The sequence below is a fragment of the Acidobacteriota bacterium genome (assembly GCA_034211275.1).
GTDB lineage: Bacteria > Acidobacteriota > Thermoanaerobaculia > Multivoradales > JAHZIX01 > JAGQSE01.
The window spans coordinates 36926-54892 of record JAXHTF010000025.1; the positions used below are offsets into that span (position 1 = coordinate 36926).

General features: G+C 68.5%; 14 protein-coding genes and 1 pseudogene. 5 read left to right on the forward strand and 10 right to left on the reverse strand.

What is annotated here, in order from left to right; genetic code table 11:
- Window positions 1-71 precede the first annotated feature (71 nt).
- Window positions 72-2381 carry an MMPL family transporter gene (locus SX243_06735; GenBank protein MDY7092652.1) on the forward strand — a complete coding sequence of 770 codons (2310 nt, stop codon included), beginning with the start codon at window positions 72-74 and terminating at the stop codon, window positions 2379-2381.
- Between the two features lie 8 nt (window positions 2382-2389).
- On the opposite strand, the gene SX243_06740 is transcribed toward SX243_06735, so the two are convergent.
- Window positions 2390-2941, reverse strand: coding sequence for an IPTL-CTERM sorting domain-containing protein (locus SX243_06740; GenBank protein ID MDY7092653.1), 552 nt, complete (start codon window positions 2939-2941; stop codon window positions 2390-2392).
- A 129-nt stretch (window positions 2942-3070) separates the two neighbouring features.
- Window positions 3071-3175 (reverse strand): annotated as a pseudogene (locus SX243_06745) (2OG-Fe(II) oxygenase).
- A 239-nt stretch (window positions 3176-3414) separates the two neighbouring features.
- Here SX243_06745 and SX243_06750 point away from each other — a divergent pair.
- Window positions 3415-4173: a carbohydrate-binding family 9-like protein gene (locus SX243_06750; protein ID MDY7092654.1), complete on the forward strand. Its 759-nt coding sequence runs from the start codon at window positions 3415-3417 to the stop codon at window positions 4171-4173.
- Between the two features lie 3 nt (window positions 4174-4176).
- Here the strand turns inward: SX243_06750 and SX243_06755 are convergent, their stop codons facing one another.
- The 3 genes from SX243_06755 to SX243_06765 form a co-directional block, all read right to left on the reverse strand.
- Window positions 4177-5799 (reverse strand): sulfatase, encoded by a 1623-nt coding sequence (locus tag SX243_06755; protein MDY7092655.1) that lies wholly within the window; start codon window positions 5797-5799, stop codon window positions 4177-4179.
- Complete coding sequence (locus SX243_06760) at window positions 5796-8084, reverse strand: transglycosylase domain-containing protein (GenBank protein MDY7092656.1); 2289 nt, start codon at window positions 8082-8084, stop codon at window positions 5796-5798. The genes SX243_06755 and SX243_06760 overlap by 4 nt, the downstream gene beginning before the upstream one ends.
- A gap of 305 nt (window positions 8085-8389) precedes the next feature.
- On the reverse strand, window positions 8390-9280 hold the full coding sequence (locus SX243_06765) for a DUF6544 family protein (GenBank protein MDY7092657.1): 891 nt from the start codon (window positions 9278-9280) through the stop codon (window positions 8390-8392).
- A gap of 113 nt (window positions 9281-9393) precedes the next feature.
- Between SX243_06765 and SX243_06770 the strand changes: the two genes are divergently transcribed.
- Window positions 9394-9909 (forward strand): cupin domain-containing protein, encoded by a 516-nt coding sequence (locus SX243_06770; GenBank protein ID MDY7092658.1) that lies wholly within the window; start codon window positions 9394-9396, stop codon window positions 9907-9909.
- A gap of 13 nt (window positions 9910-9922) precedes the next feature.
- Here the strand turns inward: SX243_06770 and SX243_06775 are convergent, their stop codons facing one another.
- The 3 genes from SX243_06775 to yjjX all read right to left on the reverse strand — a co-directional run bounded on the left by SX243_06775 (window position 9923) and on the right by yjjX (window position 13037).
- Window positions 9923-11188, reverse strand: a complete 1266-nt coding sequence (locus tag SX243_06775) for a glutamate-5-semialdehyde dehydrogenase (GenBank protein ID MDY7092659.1) — start codon at window positions 11186-11188, stop codon at window positions 9923-9925.
- A gap of 24 nt (window positions 11189-11212) precedes the next feature.
- Window positions 11213-12313, reverse strand: a complete 1101-nt coding sequence (proB, locus tag SX243_06780; protein MDY7092660.1) for a glutamate 5-kinase — start codon at window positions 12311-12313, stop codon at window positions 11213-11215.
- An 82-nt stretch (window positions 12314-12395) separates the two neighbouring features.
- Window positions 12396-13037 carry an inosine/xanthosine triphosphatase gene (gene yjjX / locus SX243_06785; protein MDY7092661.1) on the reverse strand — a complete coding sequence of 214 codons (642 nt, stop codon included), beginning with the start codon at window positions 13035-13037 and terminating at the stop codon, window positions 12396-12398.
- 309 nt (window positions 13038-13346) lie between these two features.
- Here yjjX and SX243_06790 point away from each other — a divergent pair, with 309 nt between their 5' ends.
- Together SX243_06790 and SX243_06795 are read left to right on the forward strand one after the other, a co-directional pair.
- Window positions 13347-14735, forward strand: a complete 1389-nt coding sequence (locus tag SX243_06790) for an HD domain-containing protein (GenBank protein ID MDY7092662.1) — start codon at window positions 13347-13349, stop codon at window positions 14733-14735.
- A 104-nt stretch (window positions 14736-14839) separates the two neighbouring features.
- Window positions 14840-16120, forward strand: coding sequence for a tetratricopeptide repeat protein (locus tag SX243_06795; GenBank protein ID MDY7092663.1), 1281 nt, complete (start codon window positions 14840-14842; stop codon window positions 16118-16120).
- On the opposite strand, the gene SX243_06800 is transcribed toward SX243_06795, so the two are convergent.
- Both SX243_06800 and mnmA read right to left on the reverse strand, forming a co-directional pair.
- Window positions 16117-16398 (reverse strand): hypothetical protein, encoded by a 282-nt coding sequence (locus tag SX243_06800; GenBank protein MDY7092664.1) that lies wholly within the window; start codon window positions 16396-16398, stop codon window positions 16117-16119. The two genes, SX243_06795 and SX243_06800, sit on opposite strands and share 4 nt — an antisense overlap.
- 72 nt (window positions 16399-16470) lie before the next feature.
- Window positions 16471-17739: a tRNA 2-thiouridine(34) synthase MnmA gene (gene mnmA, locus SX243_06805; GenBank protein MDY7092665.1), complete on the reverse strand. Its 1269-nt coding sequence runs from the start codon at window positions 17737-17739 to the stop codon at window positions 16471-16473.
- Window positions 17740-17967 lie beyond the last annotated feature (228 nt).

The window sequence follows — 17967 nt, forward strand, 5'->3', positions numbered from 1 at the left end:
CGGGTAGGGGATCCGGAGCTTCGCCAGCGACGAGGCTCGGAGCCGGTTCCCGGGCTGCTAGGCTTGCGTTCATGCCCCCGGAATTCTCCATGCAGAAATGGTCCTCGGAGCTGCTCCAACATCCCGGCCGGGTCTTGGGTTTCTTCCTGCTGCTCGCGGCCTTGGCGGTGCCGGGGCTGTTGCGGCTGGGCCTCGACAATTCCCCTGAAGTCTTCTTCGTCCGCGACGCCGACGCCCTGGAGCGCTATCGCCAGCTGGAGTTCGACTTCGGCCGCGACCGCGCCGTGCGCTTGGTGGCGCGGGGGGACGGTCTGTGGACCGCCGAGGGATTGGCCTGGCTGGGGCAGCTGGAGGAGCGGGCGGCGCGGCTGCGGGGGGTGATCCACGGGGCAGGGCTCTTCGGTCACCATGGCTGGCGTTTGGACAGCTGGCCGCCGGAGGGGCGGCTTGGGGCCGCCACCTTCCGGCAGCAGGTGCTGGACGACCCGGTGGACCGCCGGGCGGGCTGGGTGAGCGGCGATGGCGAGGTGGCGACGGTCTTGGTGGCGCTCTACAAGCTGACGCCGAAGCAGCAGCGCCAGGCTCTGGATGAGCTGGCGGCGCTGGTCGCCGAGCCACCGCCGGGGGTCGAGACCTTCCTCGCCGGGCTGCCGGTGGTGGAGCGGGCCATCGACGGGGCGCTGCTGCAGATGGTGAAGATCTTCTTCCCTCTCCTCGCGGTGCTCGCCGTGCTGCTCCTGGGAGCCGTTTTCCGCAGTTGGCGGCTGGCGCTGCTGCCGCTGGCTCTGGTCATGCTCTGCGAGATGGTGATCTTCGGGACCATGGGCTGGCTCGGGGTGCCGCTGGACATGGTGGGCATCATCCTGGCGCCGCTGCTCTTCGTGGTCACCCTGGCCACCGCGGTGCACCTCCAGATGCGCTTCCTGACGGAGCGCCGGGCGGGGCTCTCGGCGCCGGACGCGGCGCGGGCCATGGTCCACCATAAGGCCTGGCCGGTGGTGTGGACCGGCGTCACCACCGCTGTGGGATTCGGTTCCCTGGCCCTGGCGCCGGTGCCGGCGGTGCAGCGGCTGGGTTGGGCTTCTCTGGCGGCCTTCTTGTTGATGACCGTGGCGGCCTTGAGCTTCTTTCCGGCCCTGCTGCTGCGGGCCTCCGGTACGGACGAAAGCATCCGCAAGACGGTTGCCGCGAAAAGCTTGCCGAGGCGAGCATGGGGGGCGTGGGTGGTTCGCCACCGGCGGCAGGTGGGGGTCTGCTTTGCCCTGCTGGCCCTGGTGGCTCTCGCGGGCCTGCCGAGGCTCCGGATGGCCTCTGGCTTCCTCGAATATTTTCGCCCCGAGCATCCGGTACGGGCTCAATTGGAGCAGCTCACCGAGCGGGGTATGGGAGTTTTGGCGGCGGAGCTGGTGCTGACCCGGGACGACGGGGCTCGCTTTGACACTCCCGCCGGCGCTCAGGCGCTGGCGGCCCTGGCGGAGGAGCTGCGGGCGCAGGAGTCGCGGGGGCAAGAGCCGCTGCAGGAGTCCATGGTGCTGGAAGTGCTCGGCGCCGGGGACTTGGTGGCCGGGATCGGTCGCTATCTGCAGCCTACCGGTGATCCGGAGACAGAAGCCGACTGGGAGGCCGCTCTTCGCAAGCTGCGGTCGGTGCCCGAGCACGAGCGCATGCTCGGCTACTTCGTCACCGCCGATGGCCAGCGGGCGCGGCTGACCCTATGGGTGCCCATGGCCGGTTACGCCGCCCTCGAGCCGACTTTGGAACGAGCCCGGGCCGCGGCGTTGCGAGCTTTTCCCGGTGCCGAGGCCGAGATCACCGGCCGCTACCCCATGGTGCTCTCCGCTCGCCGGGCGCTGCTCTACACCCTGTGGACGTCCTTCGCCGTCACCTTGCTGTGGGTGGCTTTGATCCTGCGGGGGTCGTTGCACAGCATCGGGTTGGCGTTGCGCGCCCTGCTGCCCAACCTCTGGCCGGTGGCGGTGGTGTTGGGGGCCATGGGGTGGTTGGGCATCGAGGTGGACGCCACCACGGTGATGATCGCCGCGGCGGTGCTCGGTCTGGCGGTAGACGACACCTTCCACTCCCTGGGGAGCTTCCGGCGGCATCTGGCCGCGGCGGAACTGCGGGGACCGGTGACCACGGCGGAAGCGGCCCGCCGAGCTCTCGACGAGCTGGCGCGGCCGCATCTCGTGACCAGTGTGGTGCTGACGGCAGGCTTCGGTGTGTGTGCGCTCTCCAGCTTTCTGCCCATGGCCCGCTTCGGGGCCCTCATGGCGCTGGCGGTGCTGGCGGCGCTGGCGGCGGACCTATGGCTGGTGCCGGCATTGCTGGCGGGCGCCTCGGAAGAGGAGGCGGCCCGCCTGCGGTCGGATCGTGGGGTCTAGGAGGCTGCTCAGACAGCTTGGCGCCGCCGCAGCAGCACCGTGGCGGCGGCGAGGAGAAGTCCTACCAGGAGGACCAGCCCAACCGTGCCGAGCGTCGGAATGTCGAGGCCGGCGGCACCGCGGGTGGCGTCCCAGAAGCCGCTGATCCCGGCGAAGGGACCGCTGGAGACGTCCATATTGCCCACGAGGGTGTCCGGGAAGTCCCCCTCGCTACCGGAGAAACTGGCGGTGCCCAGATTGCCGCCCATGAGCAGCCCCATCTGGACGGTGTCCCCCACCACGTCGCCGGTGACCGTCGCCGCGAGCTCCATGGGGCAGTCCACCGGGCCGTCGATCAAACCCAGTGCGGCGCTGCCGCTGATGGAAGTACCGTCCTGGGAGATCTGGGCGGTGCCTTCGAATTCGCAGATGGGCGGCACACCGTCGCCTTCGGGGGAAGGTACGGCGGTTTCCGCATGCAAATTCCAGAGCCCTGCCACGTCGATGGTCGGCTCACCGGCGGTGGCGGGCAGGGCGAGGAAAAGCAGGCTCAGGGCGATGGGAAAGAGCGCGCGTCTCATGGTCCAAAACTCCTCAGATTCGACAGCCGGGCCTTGGAGCCCGAGTATGAACTTGTAGCTAACCCAGTATACGACGATCCGGGGGCCCTGGCGAATCGGCCTTGCGGACCTCGAGATTTTGAACCCCTCCTACTCCCTGCGCCGAAACCAGCCGGTGAGGCTGGTGCGGGGTCGCCGACAGGGCAAGACCTCGTGAGGAAAGGCGTCGCTGAAGAAGGTCACTAGAGTGCCGGCGGTGGCCATCTCTTCTGCAATGCTCAGATGCCGCGGCTCCGGCACCATGGCGCGGCGCGGCGGCTGAGGCCGGTCGGGAGGCGGAGGGGGCTCGGGAGGACGATTGAAGGCCGGCAGAGATCCCTGGGTCATGGCGTCGCTTCAGCTCCTGGGAGGATCAACCTCCGGAAGCGAGAAAGCTTATGCATTTTTCTTTCGAAAGGGGAGAGTCTTTCTTCCCCATGGGCTAAATTGTCGCCATGCACCCAGAGCGCGACGAGCTGAACCCGCCCCCGGTTTGGAATCTGCCCTCGGTACCGGAGGAGCTCCGGGATCGGCTGACAGCGGAGGATCTCTGGCACGCCGACGCCTGGTCCTCCGTGGCGGCGGTGGAGCTCACCCTCAGCGACGGCTCCGGCGCGCCCCGCCAGGCCACGAGGGTTCAGGCCTGTTGGGATGCCGAAGCACTTTACGTCCGCTTCGTCTGCGCCGACCAGGATGCTTGGAGCCACTTCACCCGCCGCGACGATTCTCTTTGGGAGCAGGAAGCGGTCGAAGTCTTCCTCGCCCCCGGCGCCGCCGCGCCCCAACGCTACTTCGAATTCCAGGTCAGCCCCCGGGGTGTGCTCTTTGACGCCGTGGTGGACAACCCGAACCTCGACCGTAGCGACCTGGTCACCGACCCGTCCTGGAACTGCCCCGGCATCCGCTGGGCCGCCGGGCCTCTCCCGGTCTCCCCAGGCTCCTCTGCCGAGGCCGCCCAAGGCACATCCAGCGATGAGGGACCTTCGGAGGATTGGTGGGCCGGCCTGCTCCTCCCCTGGCGCGGCCTCCTCCCCGACCCCCGGCCCCCCACTGAGCTACGCGCCAACTTCTACCGCATCGAGCGCCCCCGCCCCGAGCGCTTCAGCCAGCGCCCCAGCCTCCCGGAAGAATTCAGCGCCTGGTCCCCCACGAACCTCTCACCCCCCGACTTCCACCGCCCGGCGCGGTTTGGGTTGTTGCGGTTGGTCTCCTAGCCCCTAGTCGATATACCCCAGCGTCTTGAGCTCGCGGATCGCCTCCTCGTCCTCTTCCACCAGCACGGGCTCGAAGAGGGGAGGCTGGGCGAGGCGTTGGCGGAGGCGGGAGAGGAGCTCGGTGCGGATGGTCTCGGCCTCGGGGGTGTCAAGGGGGGTGAGCTCGTAGGGATCGTCGCCGTTGCGGAAGATCTCCGGGTGCAGGGTGGTGACGTCGCCGAAGTTGTGGTGGATGAGGGTGTAGTCACCATGGCGCAGGGCGAAGGCGCGGTAGGTGAAGGTGGGGGGGAAGAGGTAGTAGGAGAAGACCTCCCGCGGTGGTAGCGGAGCGTCGGCGGCGAGGGGGCCGGCAAGGGACTCGGCCATGGGCCCGGCAAGGGACAAGGCGTGGCCGGTGACGGCGGCGGGAATGGGGAGGCTGAGGAGCTCCAGCACGGTGGGGGCGATGTCGGAGAGCTCGGCGGTTCCGGCGATGACGGCGCCCGGGATCACCGTGGCAGTGCTCGTCCTGCTCCTCGCCGGATCCTCCGAGGTCTTCTCCGCGGCTCCAGCAGGGACGGCACTGGTCGGGGCATCGGTCCCCTCGGTGGCCACCTGGGCGGGCTTGACGATCAGCGGCACCCACACCGCCTGCTCATAAACCTCCTGGTGCATCAGTAGATTGTGCTCCAGGAAGGCCTCGCCGTGGTCCGAGGTCACGACGATGAGGGTGTCGTCGTAGAGGTCCAGTTGCTGCAGCGCATCGAGGACGCGGCCGAAATGCTCGTCGGTGTAGTAGATGCCGGCGTCGTAGGTGCCTTGGAGGACCTCGACCTCGGAGTCCGGGAAGGCGTCGGGATCACGGCTGCCGTCGAGGAAACCGCGGTTGAGGGCCCAGAGGTATTGCTGCCCCTGGCCCATCTCCGGTCCCTTCCAGGTGCTGGTGGCCTGCTCGTCGGCGATGAAGCGGAAGCGGTAGGGCTCGGGCTTGTCGTAGGGCAGGCAGCGGTGGTCGATGCACGGCGTGTTGGGGGGCAGAGCGTGCACGGACTTGGTGTGGAGGAAGAGGAAGAAGGGCTCCTCGCCGGTGCGCTCTTCCAGCCACTCCACCGCGCGATCGGCGGTCACCGCCATGTCGTATTTATACGGTAGATCCTTGCCGTGGGGGGCGTGGTGGTATTGCTCGAAGCCCTGGTCGAAGCCGCGGTCGGCGCCGACGTAGCCGTTGGGGCTGGAGTCGACCCAGGCGGCGGTGTCGTAGCCCGCCTCCGCCAACGATCGGGCCAGCCGCGGCGCCTCGTCCGGGATGCCGGACTTCTTGTGCCGCATGCCCAGATCGTAGGCGTGGACGCCGGTGAGCAGGCTGGCGTGGGAGGGGAGAGTCCAGGGTGTCGGTGCGTAGACCTGCTCGAAGCGGGCGCCCTCGGCGGCCAGTGCGTCGAGGCGCGGCGAGGTGTCTCGGGAGTAGCCGTAGCTGCCCAGGTGATCCGCCCGCAGGGTGTCGATGGAGAGGAGCAGGACGTTGGGGCGTCGAAGCTCCGGAGTCGGGCCTTGCTCGGCATCGGGCTGGGGCGCGCAGCCGGTGGCGAGGAGCAGGGTCGCTGCAAGGGCCCAACAGCTGGTCGAGAGGGGGCGGAAAGATCTCATTGCAGCTCCGGAATCGGATGGTCGGCCCGCAGCAGGCGCCGGCGGTCCGGTTCGTCGCCGCGGCGGAAGAGTTCGAGGGTGGCGTCGGAGCGTTGGCGCCGCACCAGGAGGCCGGTGCTGGTCTGCACCCAGCGCTCGACGATCTGCACCGGCGGTGGCTCGATCCGATGGGCGTAGCTGGCGGCGGCCAGCTGCATGTAGTCCCGCCACAGGGGTGCGGCGGCCTGGCTCCCGGTAAGGCCCAGGGGCGTGCCGTCGTCGATCCCCACCCACACCGCGGTGAGCAGGTTCCCGGCCCCGCCGACGAACCAGGCGTCGCGGCGCTGGTCCGAGGTGCCGGTCTTGCCCCAGGCGGCGATGTCCTCCAGGGCCGCCGCCCGGCCGGTGCCCCGGGCCACGGCGTCTCGCAGCAGATCCCGCACCAGATAGGCGGCGGCGGCGTCCACCACCCGGCGCTCGCCGTTGCGGGCTCGGGCCAGCCGGCCGCCGGCGGGGCGGGCGAGGCGGCGCACCGGGTAGGGCCGTACGCGCTCGCCGTCGTGGGCGAAGACGCTGTAGGCCCGGGCTAGATCGAGGGGCGAGGTCTCCACCGCGCCGAGGACGAAGGAGGGGGGCGGCGGCTTCGGCAGTCGCACGCCGGCGCTCTGCACCTGCTCCGCCGTGGCTTCGAAGCCGCAGTGGCGGGCGATGCGCACGAAGGGGACGTTGAGGGAGTCCACCAGGGCCTCCCGCACGGTCACCGTTCCGCGGTGGCCAGGGTGGAAGTTGGAGGGCGCCCAGGGACCCGACGGCAGGTCGAGGCGCAGGGGCCGATCCGCCACCCGGCGAGCCGGGTAGAGGGGATCCTCGCCGCCGCATTCCGAGAAGGCTTCCAGCAGCACCAGGGGTTTGATGGCGGAGCCGGGCTGGCGGCGGGCGTTGCGCACCCGGTCGAAGGCGTCCTCGCGGTCTCCGGGATCGCCGGCCACCGCCGCCAGCACTGCGCCGGTGGTCAGATCGAGGGTTACCAGGGCCGCCGAGAGGGGCTCCCGGCGCAGGCGGGAGTGGCTGCGGCGGAGCTGCTGCAGGTGCTCTTCGACGGTGTCGGCGGCGGCGGCCTGGAGCAGCGGGTCGAAGGTGGTGTCCACCACGAAGCCCCGGCCGTCAGCGAAGCGCCGGGGCGCCTCCATTTCCACCACTTCCGAGACCCAGGCCACCAGCTGGCGGTCTCCCCGCGGCGCCGGGGGATCCAGGGCCAGCGCCACCGGGGCTCGCCGGGCGGCGGCGACCGCTCCCGAGGAGGCCCATTCCAGCTCTTCCATGCGGTCCAGGACCCACTGCTGGCGGCGGCGGTTGGCCTCGGCGTTGCGCGCCGGGGAAAGGCGGTTGGGGCCCTGGATCATGGCCGCCAGGGCCGACGCTTCGGCGAGGCTGAGCTCCGCTGCGGATTTGGAGAAATAGGCTCGGGCGGCGGCCCCGTAGCCGTAGATGCTGACCCCGTCCAGATGCCCCAGGTAGACGTGATTGAGGTAGGCCTGGAGGATTTCCTCCTTGTCGTACTCGGCCTCCAGCTCCAGCGACCGCATGGCTTCGGAGACCTTGCGACCGAGGCTGCGCTTGGGGCTCAAGTCGCGCATCTTGATCAGCTGTTGGGTGATGGTGCTGCCGCCCTGCACGACCTTGCCGGCGCGGGCGTTGGCCAGCAGGGCGCGGGCGATGCCGCGGGCGTCGAGGCCGGCATGGTCGAAGAAGCGGGAGTCTTCCGCCGCCAGCACCGGACGCCAGACGTGCTCCGGCAGGCGGGCGAGCTCGATGGGCCGCCGGCGGGCGCGGCGCTCGGTGAGGGATTCAGCGACGGTCTCGGGCTCGAGCCACAGCCCCGAGTCCCAGTCGTCGAGCTCTCCGCGGCCCAGGCTGCCGGCGTCGAGCTCTTCCCCGTCGAGGTCGAGGATGCGCTCGATGCGCCCCGCATCGTCGAGCTCCAGATCCATCAGGAGAGCGTCGTACTCGTCGCCCAAGGCGAAGTGGGATCGTCGGTAGATCCAGAAGCGCTCGTGGCCCCAGAAGTACTCCCCGGGCTCTTCCGGCCGTCGGCTCACCCGCACATAGCCCAGCCGCTCCAACCGCGCCGGCAGCCCGCCGTCGACGGCGTGGACCCCCAGCTGCAGCGGATAGGGAGCAGAGAAGACCCGCACCTGATTGCGCCCCAGCTCGTCCTCCAAGCTCGCGCCGGCGGGCAGGGCCAGGAGCAGGAGCAGGGCTACGAGGAGGAGTCTGGTGGGTAGATCTCGGAGGAAGGAGCTCATGGAGTCGATCTGAGGGTGGGCCGGCATGGGTGGAAGCTATCAGAGGGGAGGATGGTTCTCGTGAGTTGTTCAAAGGGCCCAACCCGGGAGAGCCGGTGGGACCCCGAGTGCCCGCGGTTTCTATCCCCGGGCGGAGGTCGTGAACACACCGTCGCTTCCTATGGCGTCCAGCGCTCTCTCGACCTCGCCTTGACTGCCGTCGCCTCTGTCACCCCCGTCAGTTTCACCTCACCCGTCACTCCCGCGTTCGCGGGAATGACGGATTTCACTCTGCGCGATCCGCCGGCTCTGCCGGCTCCCGGAGGCTACTCGTCCTCGTCCTCGACGCTCCCGACAGCTTCCTCCCCCTCCACTGCCCCCTCCTCCGGCAAGTACGCCGACACGTCGAGATTGGTTTCGACCCCCTCGACGTGGAAGACGCCGTAGGGGCTCAGCTGATCGCGCCAGCGCACCAGGCCTACCGCCGGGATCTGCACTTCCGGTTGCCAGGATCCGAAGCTCTGCCAGCCTTTGAGTTGGACCTCCCAGCGTTTGCGCTGCGGGTCGGTGCCCCGGTGGCGCAGGCCGGTGAGGCGTTGGAGCAGGCCGGTCTTGGCATCGAAGTGGGCCATGAGCTCGTCCCCCTCGTCCTGCCAGGGAAGCGTCAAGCGAGCGCTGTGCTCGTCGTCCCCCGCCTCCCAACGGACCCGCGGATCGAGGGCCCAGGCCGCCGGTGCCCACACCGACTCCGCCCACAGGGTCAGATGCTGGGCGCGGTCGACCTCCGGTCCTGCGAAATCCTGGGTCGCCCAGCCGCGCACCCGCAGCTCGCCGTGGCCGTTCACGTAGCGGTCCTTGCCCTTCATCACCGGCCGGCCAAACCAGGTGAGCTCCAGGAGGCGGTGGAAGGAGTCGCCCAGGCGATAGGCGGCGCGGAAGCGCATGGGGATCCACAGCGGGCCAAGGCGGAAGCGGCCCCGGCCCCATACCAGGGCGGTCTCCATCACCGGCACCTGGTCACCGCCGAAGATTTGTCGAAAGAAGCGGTCCACGGGCTGGGGCAGGCCTTCCGGCAGCGGCTGGCGGCCCAGGCCTCGGCCGGATTCCTCCGGCGGCGGGAACTCCGGAGCCAAGGTCTGGAAGCCGACCCACAGGATGCCCGTCCCCATGAGCAAGACGGCACCGAGGGCGATGACGAGGGCTAAGAGGACGCTCATGAGGAAGGATCTCCCGAGGGTGGTGGCAAGGGCGGCGGTGGAGGGTATTGTATCGGCTCCGGGATCTGCCGGATGCAGCCCGGGAGGCCCGCATTGATTCGAGGAGGACAGCTATGGCCACCGCTGAAGACATCATCGAGCTCTTGGGTCTGGAGCCCCTGCCCGGCGAGGGAGGGTTCTACCGTGAGACCTACCGCGCTGCCGACACGTTGACGCCGAAGGCGCTGCCGCGGCGCTACGGGAGCCCCCGGTCGTGCTCCACCGCCATCTACTACCTGGTGACCCCGGAGTCCTTCTCGGCCCTCCACCGGCTGCCCACGGACGAGATCTTCCACCACTACGGCGGCGACCCGGTGCAGCAGCTGCAGCTCCACCCCGACGGTTCGGGGGAGGTGGTGGTCTTGGGTATGGGTTTGGCCGCTGGCCAGCGGCCCCAGGTGCTGGTGCCGGCGAAGGTGTGGCAGGGAGCGCGGCTGCTGCCCGGGGCGGGGCAGGGCTGGGCGCTGCTGGGCACCACCATGGCCCCGGGGTTCGAATTCGAAGACTTCGAGGCCGGCAGCCGTCGGCGCCTGGCGGTCTCCTATCCGCAGTTCCGGGACCTGGTGGAGGCTCTCACCCCCGCCCCCTGACAGCCCGTGGTGGCTACTCCCGGATCTGTCCGTCCCCCAACCCGATCCACTTGTAGGTGGTGAGCTCTTCCAGGCCCATGGGGCCGCGGGCGTGGAGCTTCTGGGTGCTCACCGCCACCTCCGCACCGAGACCGAAGGCACCGCCGTCGGTGAAGCGGGTGCTGGCGTTGACATAGACCGCCGCCGAGTCGATCTCCTGGACGAAGCGGTCGGCGTGCTGCTGGCTGCGGGTGAGGATGCTGTCGGAGTGCTGGGTGCTGTGCTGCTGGATGTGCTCGATGGCCTGGTCGAGGTTGTCCACCACCCGGATGCCGAGGATCAACGACAGCCATTCCTGATCGAAGTCGCCGTCGCCGGCGGCCACGACCTTGGCTCCGGTGCCGGCGCTGTCGAGAATCTGCCGTGCCGTCTCGTCGGCTCGCAGCTCGACGCCGCTGGCCGCCAGCCGCTGGGCGATGGGCGGCAGGGCCTGTTCCGCCACGGCCCGATGCACCAGCAGGGTGTCGAGGGCGTTGCACACGCTGGGGCGCTGGACCTTGGCGTTCTCCACGATGTCCACCGCGCGCTCAAGATTTGCCGTCTCGTCCAGGAAGATGTGGCAGATGCCGATGCCGCCGGTGATCACCGGGATGGTCCCCTGCTCCTTGCACAGCTGGTGCAGACCGGCGCCGCCGCGGGGGACGATCATGTCCACCCAGCGGTCCAGGCGCAGCAGCTGGGTGACCAGGGCGCGGTCCGGGTCGTCGATGGCCTGCACCGCATCCCGGGGTACCCCGGCGCTCTCCAGGGCATCGGCGATCACCCGGATCAGCGCCCGATTGGTGGTCAGAGTCTCCTTGCCGCCCCGCAGGATGGCGGCGTTGCCGGTCTTCAGGCACAGGGAGGCGATGTCCACGGTGACGTTGGGCCGCGCCTCGTAAATCACTCCCACCACCCCCAGGGGAACCCGCCGGCGGATCAGCTCCATGCCGTTGGGAAGGGTGCGGCGGTCGATTTCCTTGCCCACCGGATCCGGCAGATCGATGACCTTGCGCACGTCGGCGGCGAGGGCGGTGATGCGGCCGGTGTCGAGGAGCAGGCGGTCCAGCAGGGCGTCGCTGAGGCCGGCCTGGCGACCTGCTTCCAGATCCTGCCGGTTGGCCTCGGCGAGGCTCTCGGCGTGAGCTTCCAGGCCGTCGGCGAGGGCCGCCAGGGCGGCGTTCTTCTGCTCGCTGGTGAGGGTCGCCAGGCGCCGGCTGGCGGCTTGGGCGCGCTGGCCCATGGCATTGAGGTCGATCATCGTGTCTCTCCTGGAAAAGCTGCTCTAAACCACGATCATGTCGCGGCGATCCACCGCCACCGGCCCGTAGGCGTAGCCGAGGCGGAACTCGATCTGGTCGGAGCGACATCCGCGGATGCGCCGCAGGTCGTCGCTGTCGTAGCGGGTGATGCCTCGGGCCAGCTCGTCGCCTTCCTGGTTGACGATCTCCACCGCGTCGCCACGCTCGAACTGCCCTTTCACCTCCACGATCCCCGCCGGCAGCAGGCTACCGCGGCTCTCCTTGAGGGCGCGCTCGGCGCCAGCGTCCACCCGCAGCCGGCCCTCGGGCTTGTGGCTGGCGAAGATCCAGCGCTTGCGCTGTTCCAGCGGCGTCTCCAGGGCCGGGAAGCGGGTGCCCACGGACTCGCCGGCGACCAGGCGGCGCAGGACGTCCGGGGCGTGGCCGGAGGCGATGACCACGTCGGCGCCGGAGCGCCGGGCAATATCCGCCGCTTGCAGCTTGGTCGCCATGCCCCCCACTCCCAGACCGCTGACGCTGCCGCCGGCGAGCCGGCGCAGGGTGGCGTCGATGGTGCGCACCTCGGGGATCAGCTCCGCCTCGGGATCGGACCGCGGGTCGGCGGTGTAGAGCCCCGGCTGGTCGGTGAGCAGGATCAGCAGCTCGGCTTCCGAAAGCAGCGCCACCAGTGCCGACAGATTGTCGTTGTCGCCGACCTTGATCTCGGAGGTCACCACCGCATCGTTCTCATTGACGATGGGGATGATGCGGTGCTCCAGGAGGGTTCGCAGGGTGTCGCAGGCGTTGAGGTAGCGGTTGCGGTTCTTGACGTCGGCGCGGGTGAGCAGCACCTGCCCCACCTGGATGCGGTAGAGGCCGAAGAGCTGTTGCCAGATGAGCATCAGCCGGGTCTGGCCGACGGCGGCGAGCATCTGTTTGGCGGCGACGGTGGTGGGTAGGTCGGGGAAGTTCAGGCTTTCGCGGCCGGCGGCGATGGCGCCGGAGCTGCACACCAGCACCTCCCGCCCCTCGGAGTGCAGCGCCGCGCACTGGCGGGCGATCTCCACCATTTGGGCACGGTCGAGCTCGGCGGTACCGCCGGTGAGAACGCTGGTGCCGAGCTTGACGACGATGCGGTGATACATGGCGGTGAAGACGGAGCTTGGTTGACGGATTCGGGGAGCGACAACGCGCCGCCGATGCGGGCTCCGGCTTTGATCTCGGGGCTCAGGAGCCAGCGGGAAGGGGGGAGTATAGCGCGGGGGAGCGCAGCGGGATGAGGGCCAGGAGCACCGCTTGCTCGTAGAGGCCCGCCCGGTCCAGAGCGCCGCCGGTGAGCAACCCCACGGCGCCGCCCTTGCGCTTCGAGCCCTCGGTGCCGAAGACGCGGTCGTCGGCGTCCCCGAGCTCCAGTCCCGAGAGCACCAGCCGGCGGACCTCCGGCGGCAGCACGAAGCTGGCGGAGCGGCCCTTTCCTTCCATCTGGTCGCCCTCGACCTCAGCGCCGCGGGCCACCACCCAGGCGAAGGCCATCATTTCTCCGTTGCGGTCCTCGATACCGCCCTCGATGCCCAGCCACAGCCTCGCTTGGGGATGCTCCCGGGCGACGGCAGCGGCCCGCTGGCGAGCGCCGGCGAGGGTTTCCGCCTCGGTGCGCGGTTGGTCCGCGACCCCGGATTCGGTGGCGTGGCCCTCGACCTCGAAGGGCTGGTCCGGGAACATGTGCGCCAGCGCCAGCTCGGTGGCCCGCACCTTGACCGGGTTGGCGGAGGCCACCACCACCCGCCGGACGGACGTCGGACCTGCGGAATCCGTCGAGCTCGCCGGTGCATCGCCGAGGGCTGAGGAGGGGGTGGTGGAAGAGCTCATGGTTGTTTGAAAGGTTGTGGGGCTTTGGACTGAGAGCTTTCGGAATGAGAGCCCTCAGGGAGAGCTCGGGTGGAGCTCGATGCGGATCCTATCCCGAGCCGCTTCGCAGCTGCCATCGACTCGCCATCAGATGACCGCCGGGAGGGGCGGATGGCGGGGGCATCGAAAGCCGGGCCAAAAAGGCTGGATGGTCGGCCATCTCCGCTTCGGTACCGACTTCGAGAGACCGCCCAATGCTCCATGGAGATCGATCCCGTCTGCTAAGCTCCAGTTCGTTTCCATTCGGTGTTCAGAGCCTTCCGATTGCTGATGATTCCCCCCTTCGAAATCAACCCGGAGATCGTCCGTCTCGCCCGCCATCTGCGCCGCCGTGGCGGTCGAGCCCTGTTGGTGGGTGGGGTGGTGCGGGATCTGCTCCGGGGCCACGCTTCCAAGGACTACGACCTGGAGGTCTATGGGCTGCCTCTGGATCGGCTGGAGGCGGCCCTCTCCGAGCTCGGCGAGGTGATCGCCGTGGGCCGCGCCTTCGGGGTGCTCAAGGTCAAAGGCATCGACGCCGATTTCTCCATCCCCCGCCGGGACTCCAAGACCGGCCGCGGCCACCGCGGCTTCATCGTCGAGCTGGATCCGGAGCTCGACTTCGAGACCGCCGCCCGGCGCCGCGATCTCACCGTCAACAGCATCGCCTACGATCCCCTCACCGGCGAGATCCTCGACCCCTACGACGGCCGGCGGGATCTGGAGCGGGGGATCCTGCGGGCGACGGATTCTCAGACCTTCTCGGAGGACTCCCTGCGCGCCCTGCGGGTGGCGCAGTTCCGGGCGCGGTTGGAGATGGAGCCCGACGACGAGTTGGTGAGCCTGTGTGCCAGCCTGGATCTATCCGACCTGGCTGGCGAGCGGGTCTTCGAAGAGCTCCGCAAGCTGCTGCTCAGGGCCCGCCGGCCGTCCCTGGGTTTCGAATTCCTCGAGAACACCGGCCTGCTGCGCTTTTTCCCGGAGTTGGAGGCGATGGTGGGAGTGCCTCAGGACCCGGAGTGGCATCCCGAGGGCACCGTGTGGGAGCACACGCTGCTGGTGCTGGACGAGGCGGCGGCGCTGCGTCAGGGAGATCCGGAGGTGGATCTGCCGCTGATGTTCGGGGCCCTGTGCCACGACATCGGCAAGCCCGCCACTACCGCCGAGCGGGGTGGCCACATCGTTTCCCCCGGCCACGACGAGGAGGGCGCGGAGCCCACCGTCCGAATGCTCGGGCGGCTGCGCGCCGCTCACCGCCTGACCGACCAGGTGGTGGCCCTGGTGCGTTTTCATCTGGCGCCGGGCCTGCTGCCCAGGAACGGCGCCAAGCCCAAGGCCTATCGCCGGCTGACCCGCAAGCTGGCGGCGGCGGAGATCGACTACCGTCTGCTCTATCGTCTGGCGCGGGCGGATCACTTCGGCCGCACCACCCCCGACGCCCTGGCGCGCCATTTCCCCGCCGGCGACGAGTTCCTGGACCAAATGGAGGCTGTGGGACAGGCGGAAACCGTGGCCCAAGACGTGGTGTTGGGGCGCCATCTGCTGGCCCGGGGCTTCGAGCCCGGTCCCGAGATCGGCCGGCTCCTGGCGGCGTGCCGAGACGTTCAGGACGAGACCGGCTGGAGCGATCCCCAGAGGATTCTCGATCAGGTCTTGGAGCGTAGGGGAGAGGATTCGTGAGCCGCCCAGGGGGGCCTTCATTGGCAGCGGTTTGAGGCTTCTCACTTCTGTCGTGTAGTATGGCTCTAGGTACAACCTGAAAGCAATGTTGAGGAGGAGCCACCGTGACAGGGCATAAGCAGCGGAATGCGTCCCCGCTCTTCGAGGCTCTGGACCAGGAGCTGCGGCGCCGGCCCTACGGCACCATCAGCGCCATGGAGCGAGCCTTGGGTTGGTCCACGGGATGGTGGCACGGCCGTATTCGCGCTGGCGACGTCAGCACCCGTCACATGCTGGCGATCCTGGATTTTCTCGGCCTGGACCCGGTGGCCTTCGTGCGGCGGCAGGTGGGTTCCTCTCACGGTTTGGAGCTCGATCGGCCTCTCGGCGAGGCGCCGGAGATCGTCGACCGTGCCTGGGAACGCTTCCGCTCCGGGGAAGAAGGCCCCGGGGTTGGAGCGACCTTTCTACAGAGTCTGGACCGCAAGCGGTATACGGATCCCGCGGGAACCCTGAGCCTCGCTGAAGGTGCGGTCTCGATGGTGGAGCTCGAGCTTCTGCCGCAGCTGCTGGGAGTTGCGGGTTCGAGCTTGCGGCATCTCTGGAGGCTTGAAGAAGCGGCTTCGATCATCCATTGCGGCCTAGAATTGGCAGCTGCCAGCGATGACGTGGCCGCTTTGGGCTCCTTGCTGCAGCGCATGGGCTATGTCGTTGCAGCCACGGGAGACCTTGAAGAAGCGCTCCGTCTGGCCGACGCTGCCGCCACACACTTCTTGCGCACGGGGCAGCATCGAGCCCTAGGCCCGGCCCTCATCGACCGGGGCATTTGGCTTTACAACCTGGGGCGCTACGAGGAGTCCATTCAGATTCACTCGGCCGCTCTGGAGCTGCTCGCTGAGGAGCAGGCGCGCAATCGCATCACAGGGTTGGAGTACAAAGCGCTTTGTTATCGAGAGCTGGGAGACTTCGATTTGGCACAGGAGTATCTCCGGCAGGCGCGCGCGGAGCCCGGGGAGGCAGCCGTTTGGGCCAAACCGAAACTGGATTGGTTCGAGGGGCAGCTGCTTTGTGCCTTGGGAGAATACGATCGCGCCGCCGAGCTCCTCGAAGCCGCCTCGGTGCATTTCCGGCAGAATCATCTCGGTGAGGCAGCGATGATCAGCTGCGACCTGATTCGTGCGCGGCTCCTCCAGAGACACTACGCGGAGGCGTACCAAGCCGCTCAGGAAATGCTCGTATTGCTCGAGCCTCTCCGCAACAACAAGGTAATCTCTGCTGCCATTGCCGATATGCTCCGCAACGGCCAGGCGGGGCTGACGCTAGCTCTCGTCGAAGAGGCGAGCTCGAATATCGCGAACTTGCGCCAGCACCGCCTGGAGTGGAGGAGGCTCAGGGTCACCTCCTAGCCATTGGGATCCAGGCCGGATCCGATATCTCCATTGGGGTTGGTCGTGCCCGTCGTGCCATCCTCGTCGACGGCCTTCTGCAAGCGGTCGATGGTTTGGGGCCGCTCGGCCCGGTCCATGTCCAAGCTCAGCACGGCCCGAACCTGTCCTAAAAACGACTCCACCATCTCCCATGCCGGGCCGACGACGGCGGTCTGCTGCGGCGCTTCCGCCGCGGTGGCAAGGGGACTCAGGCCCAAGCTGAGGGTGATGACAACGGCAGCCAAGAAGTAGCGCATTGCTCCTCCAAACGCCGGGATCGTGAGCCGGCGGGATTGTCAGCTTCGTCCCAGACTTGTGCCCTTAACCTACTACGGGCTGTCGGTAGATTGCGTGTTGGAGATAATTCCGCAGCCTATGCAGATGTTTTCTTCATAGAAAACCGCAAATTGTCCCGGCGCAATGCCGGGGTCGCCCTGGCCCAGGAAAACCCGAGCCCGGTTCGGTTCAGAGGTCTCCAGGCGAAAGGGTAGAAGGGCTCCGCCATGGCGCAGGCGGACCCTAAGGGCCGAGCTTTCATCGAGGCTGCCGGCGGGGAGGGGCAAGGGCTCGCCGAGCCAGTGTAGGGCCTCCACCTCGAAGCTCTCGGGAGCCCATTGCTGCAAGCGCTCGCGGTGGGAGACCAGCAGCAGATTCTCTTCGGAGTTCTTGCCCACGACGTACCAGGGGCCGCCGGAGAGCCCCAATCCCTTGCGCTGGCCCAGGGTATGGAACCAATGGCCGCGGTGCTCGCCGAGGCGCTCACCGGTTTCGGCGTGGCGGATCTCCCCGGGCCGTTCTCCCAGGTGATGGCGGATGAACTCGCGGAAAGGGATTTTGCCCAGGAAGCAAATCCCTTGGCTGTCCGGACGATGGCGATTGGGGAGGGCGAGGTCCTCCGCCAGCCTCCGCACCTGATATTTGTACAGATGGCCGATGGGGAAGCGGCAGTGCTGGACCTGCTCCCGGGAAAGGCGGGCGAGGAAGTAGGTTTGATCCTTCACCGGATCCGGGCTGCGGGCGAGCAGAGCCCGGTCTTCCTGCTCCCCGGTCACGATCCGACGGGCATAGTGCCCCGAGGCCACCGCCGACACTTCCGGCCCCACGGCGTCGAGGAAGGCGCCGAATTTGATCTGCTGGTTGCACAGCACGTCGGAGCTGGGGGTACGGCCGGCGCGTAGCTCGTCGAGGGAGTAGGCGACGATGCGTTGGCGGTACTCCCGCTGCAGGGGGATGACCTCCAGCGGCACACCGGCGTCGGCGCACACCTGGCGGGCAAAGGCCAGATCGTCTTCCCACGGGCAGTCCCCCAGGAACGCCACCTCGTCCTCGAGCCAGATCTTCAGATAGAAGGCGGTGAGCCGCTCCCGATGCTCCGCCGCCAGCAGATGGAGCGCCACCGAGCTGTCCACCCCGCCGGAAAGCAGCACCGCCGTGCGCCCCCGCTGGGGAGGATGCCAGGCGTTTTCCAGCTCGGCGTCGGAAGCCGGCGTGGGAGGCTGGGGGCTGGGTGCGCTGGTGGAGATCATGGCGTGGAGGGATGGGGACTTTCGACGATACCGGGGGTGATGGCAATCCTGGTGCACGGGATTGCGGTGCAACAGAATTCTAGTGCAAGGGGAGCCCTTCTCGGGGTTCGGGGGATAGCTCGTGGAGCCTCGGCGCAGTAGCGTCTTGGGGATGAGTTAGGATTGATCGAATGCTATAGCTTGCCGGTGAGCACGAACCAGCCGGAAGCATCTTCTCTGCCCACCCTCGCCGTCATCGAGGACAACGACGATAGCCGCCTGCTCTTGCGCATCATGCTCGAGGGACGCTATCAGCTCGTC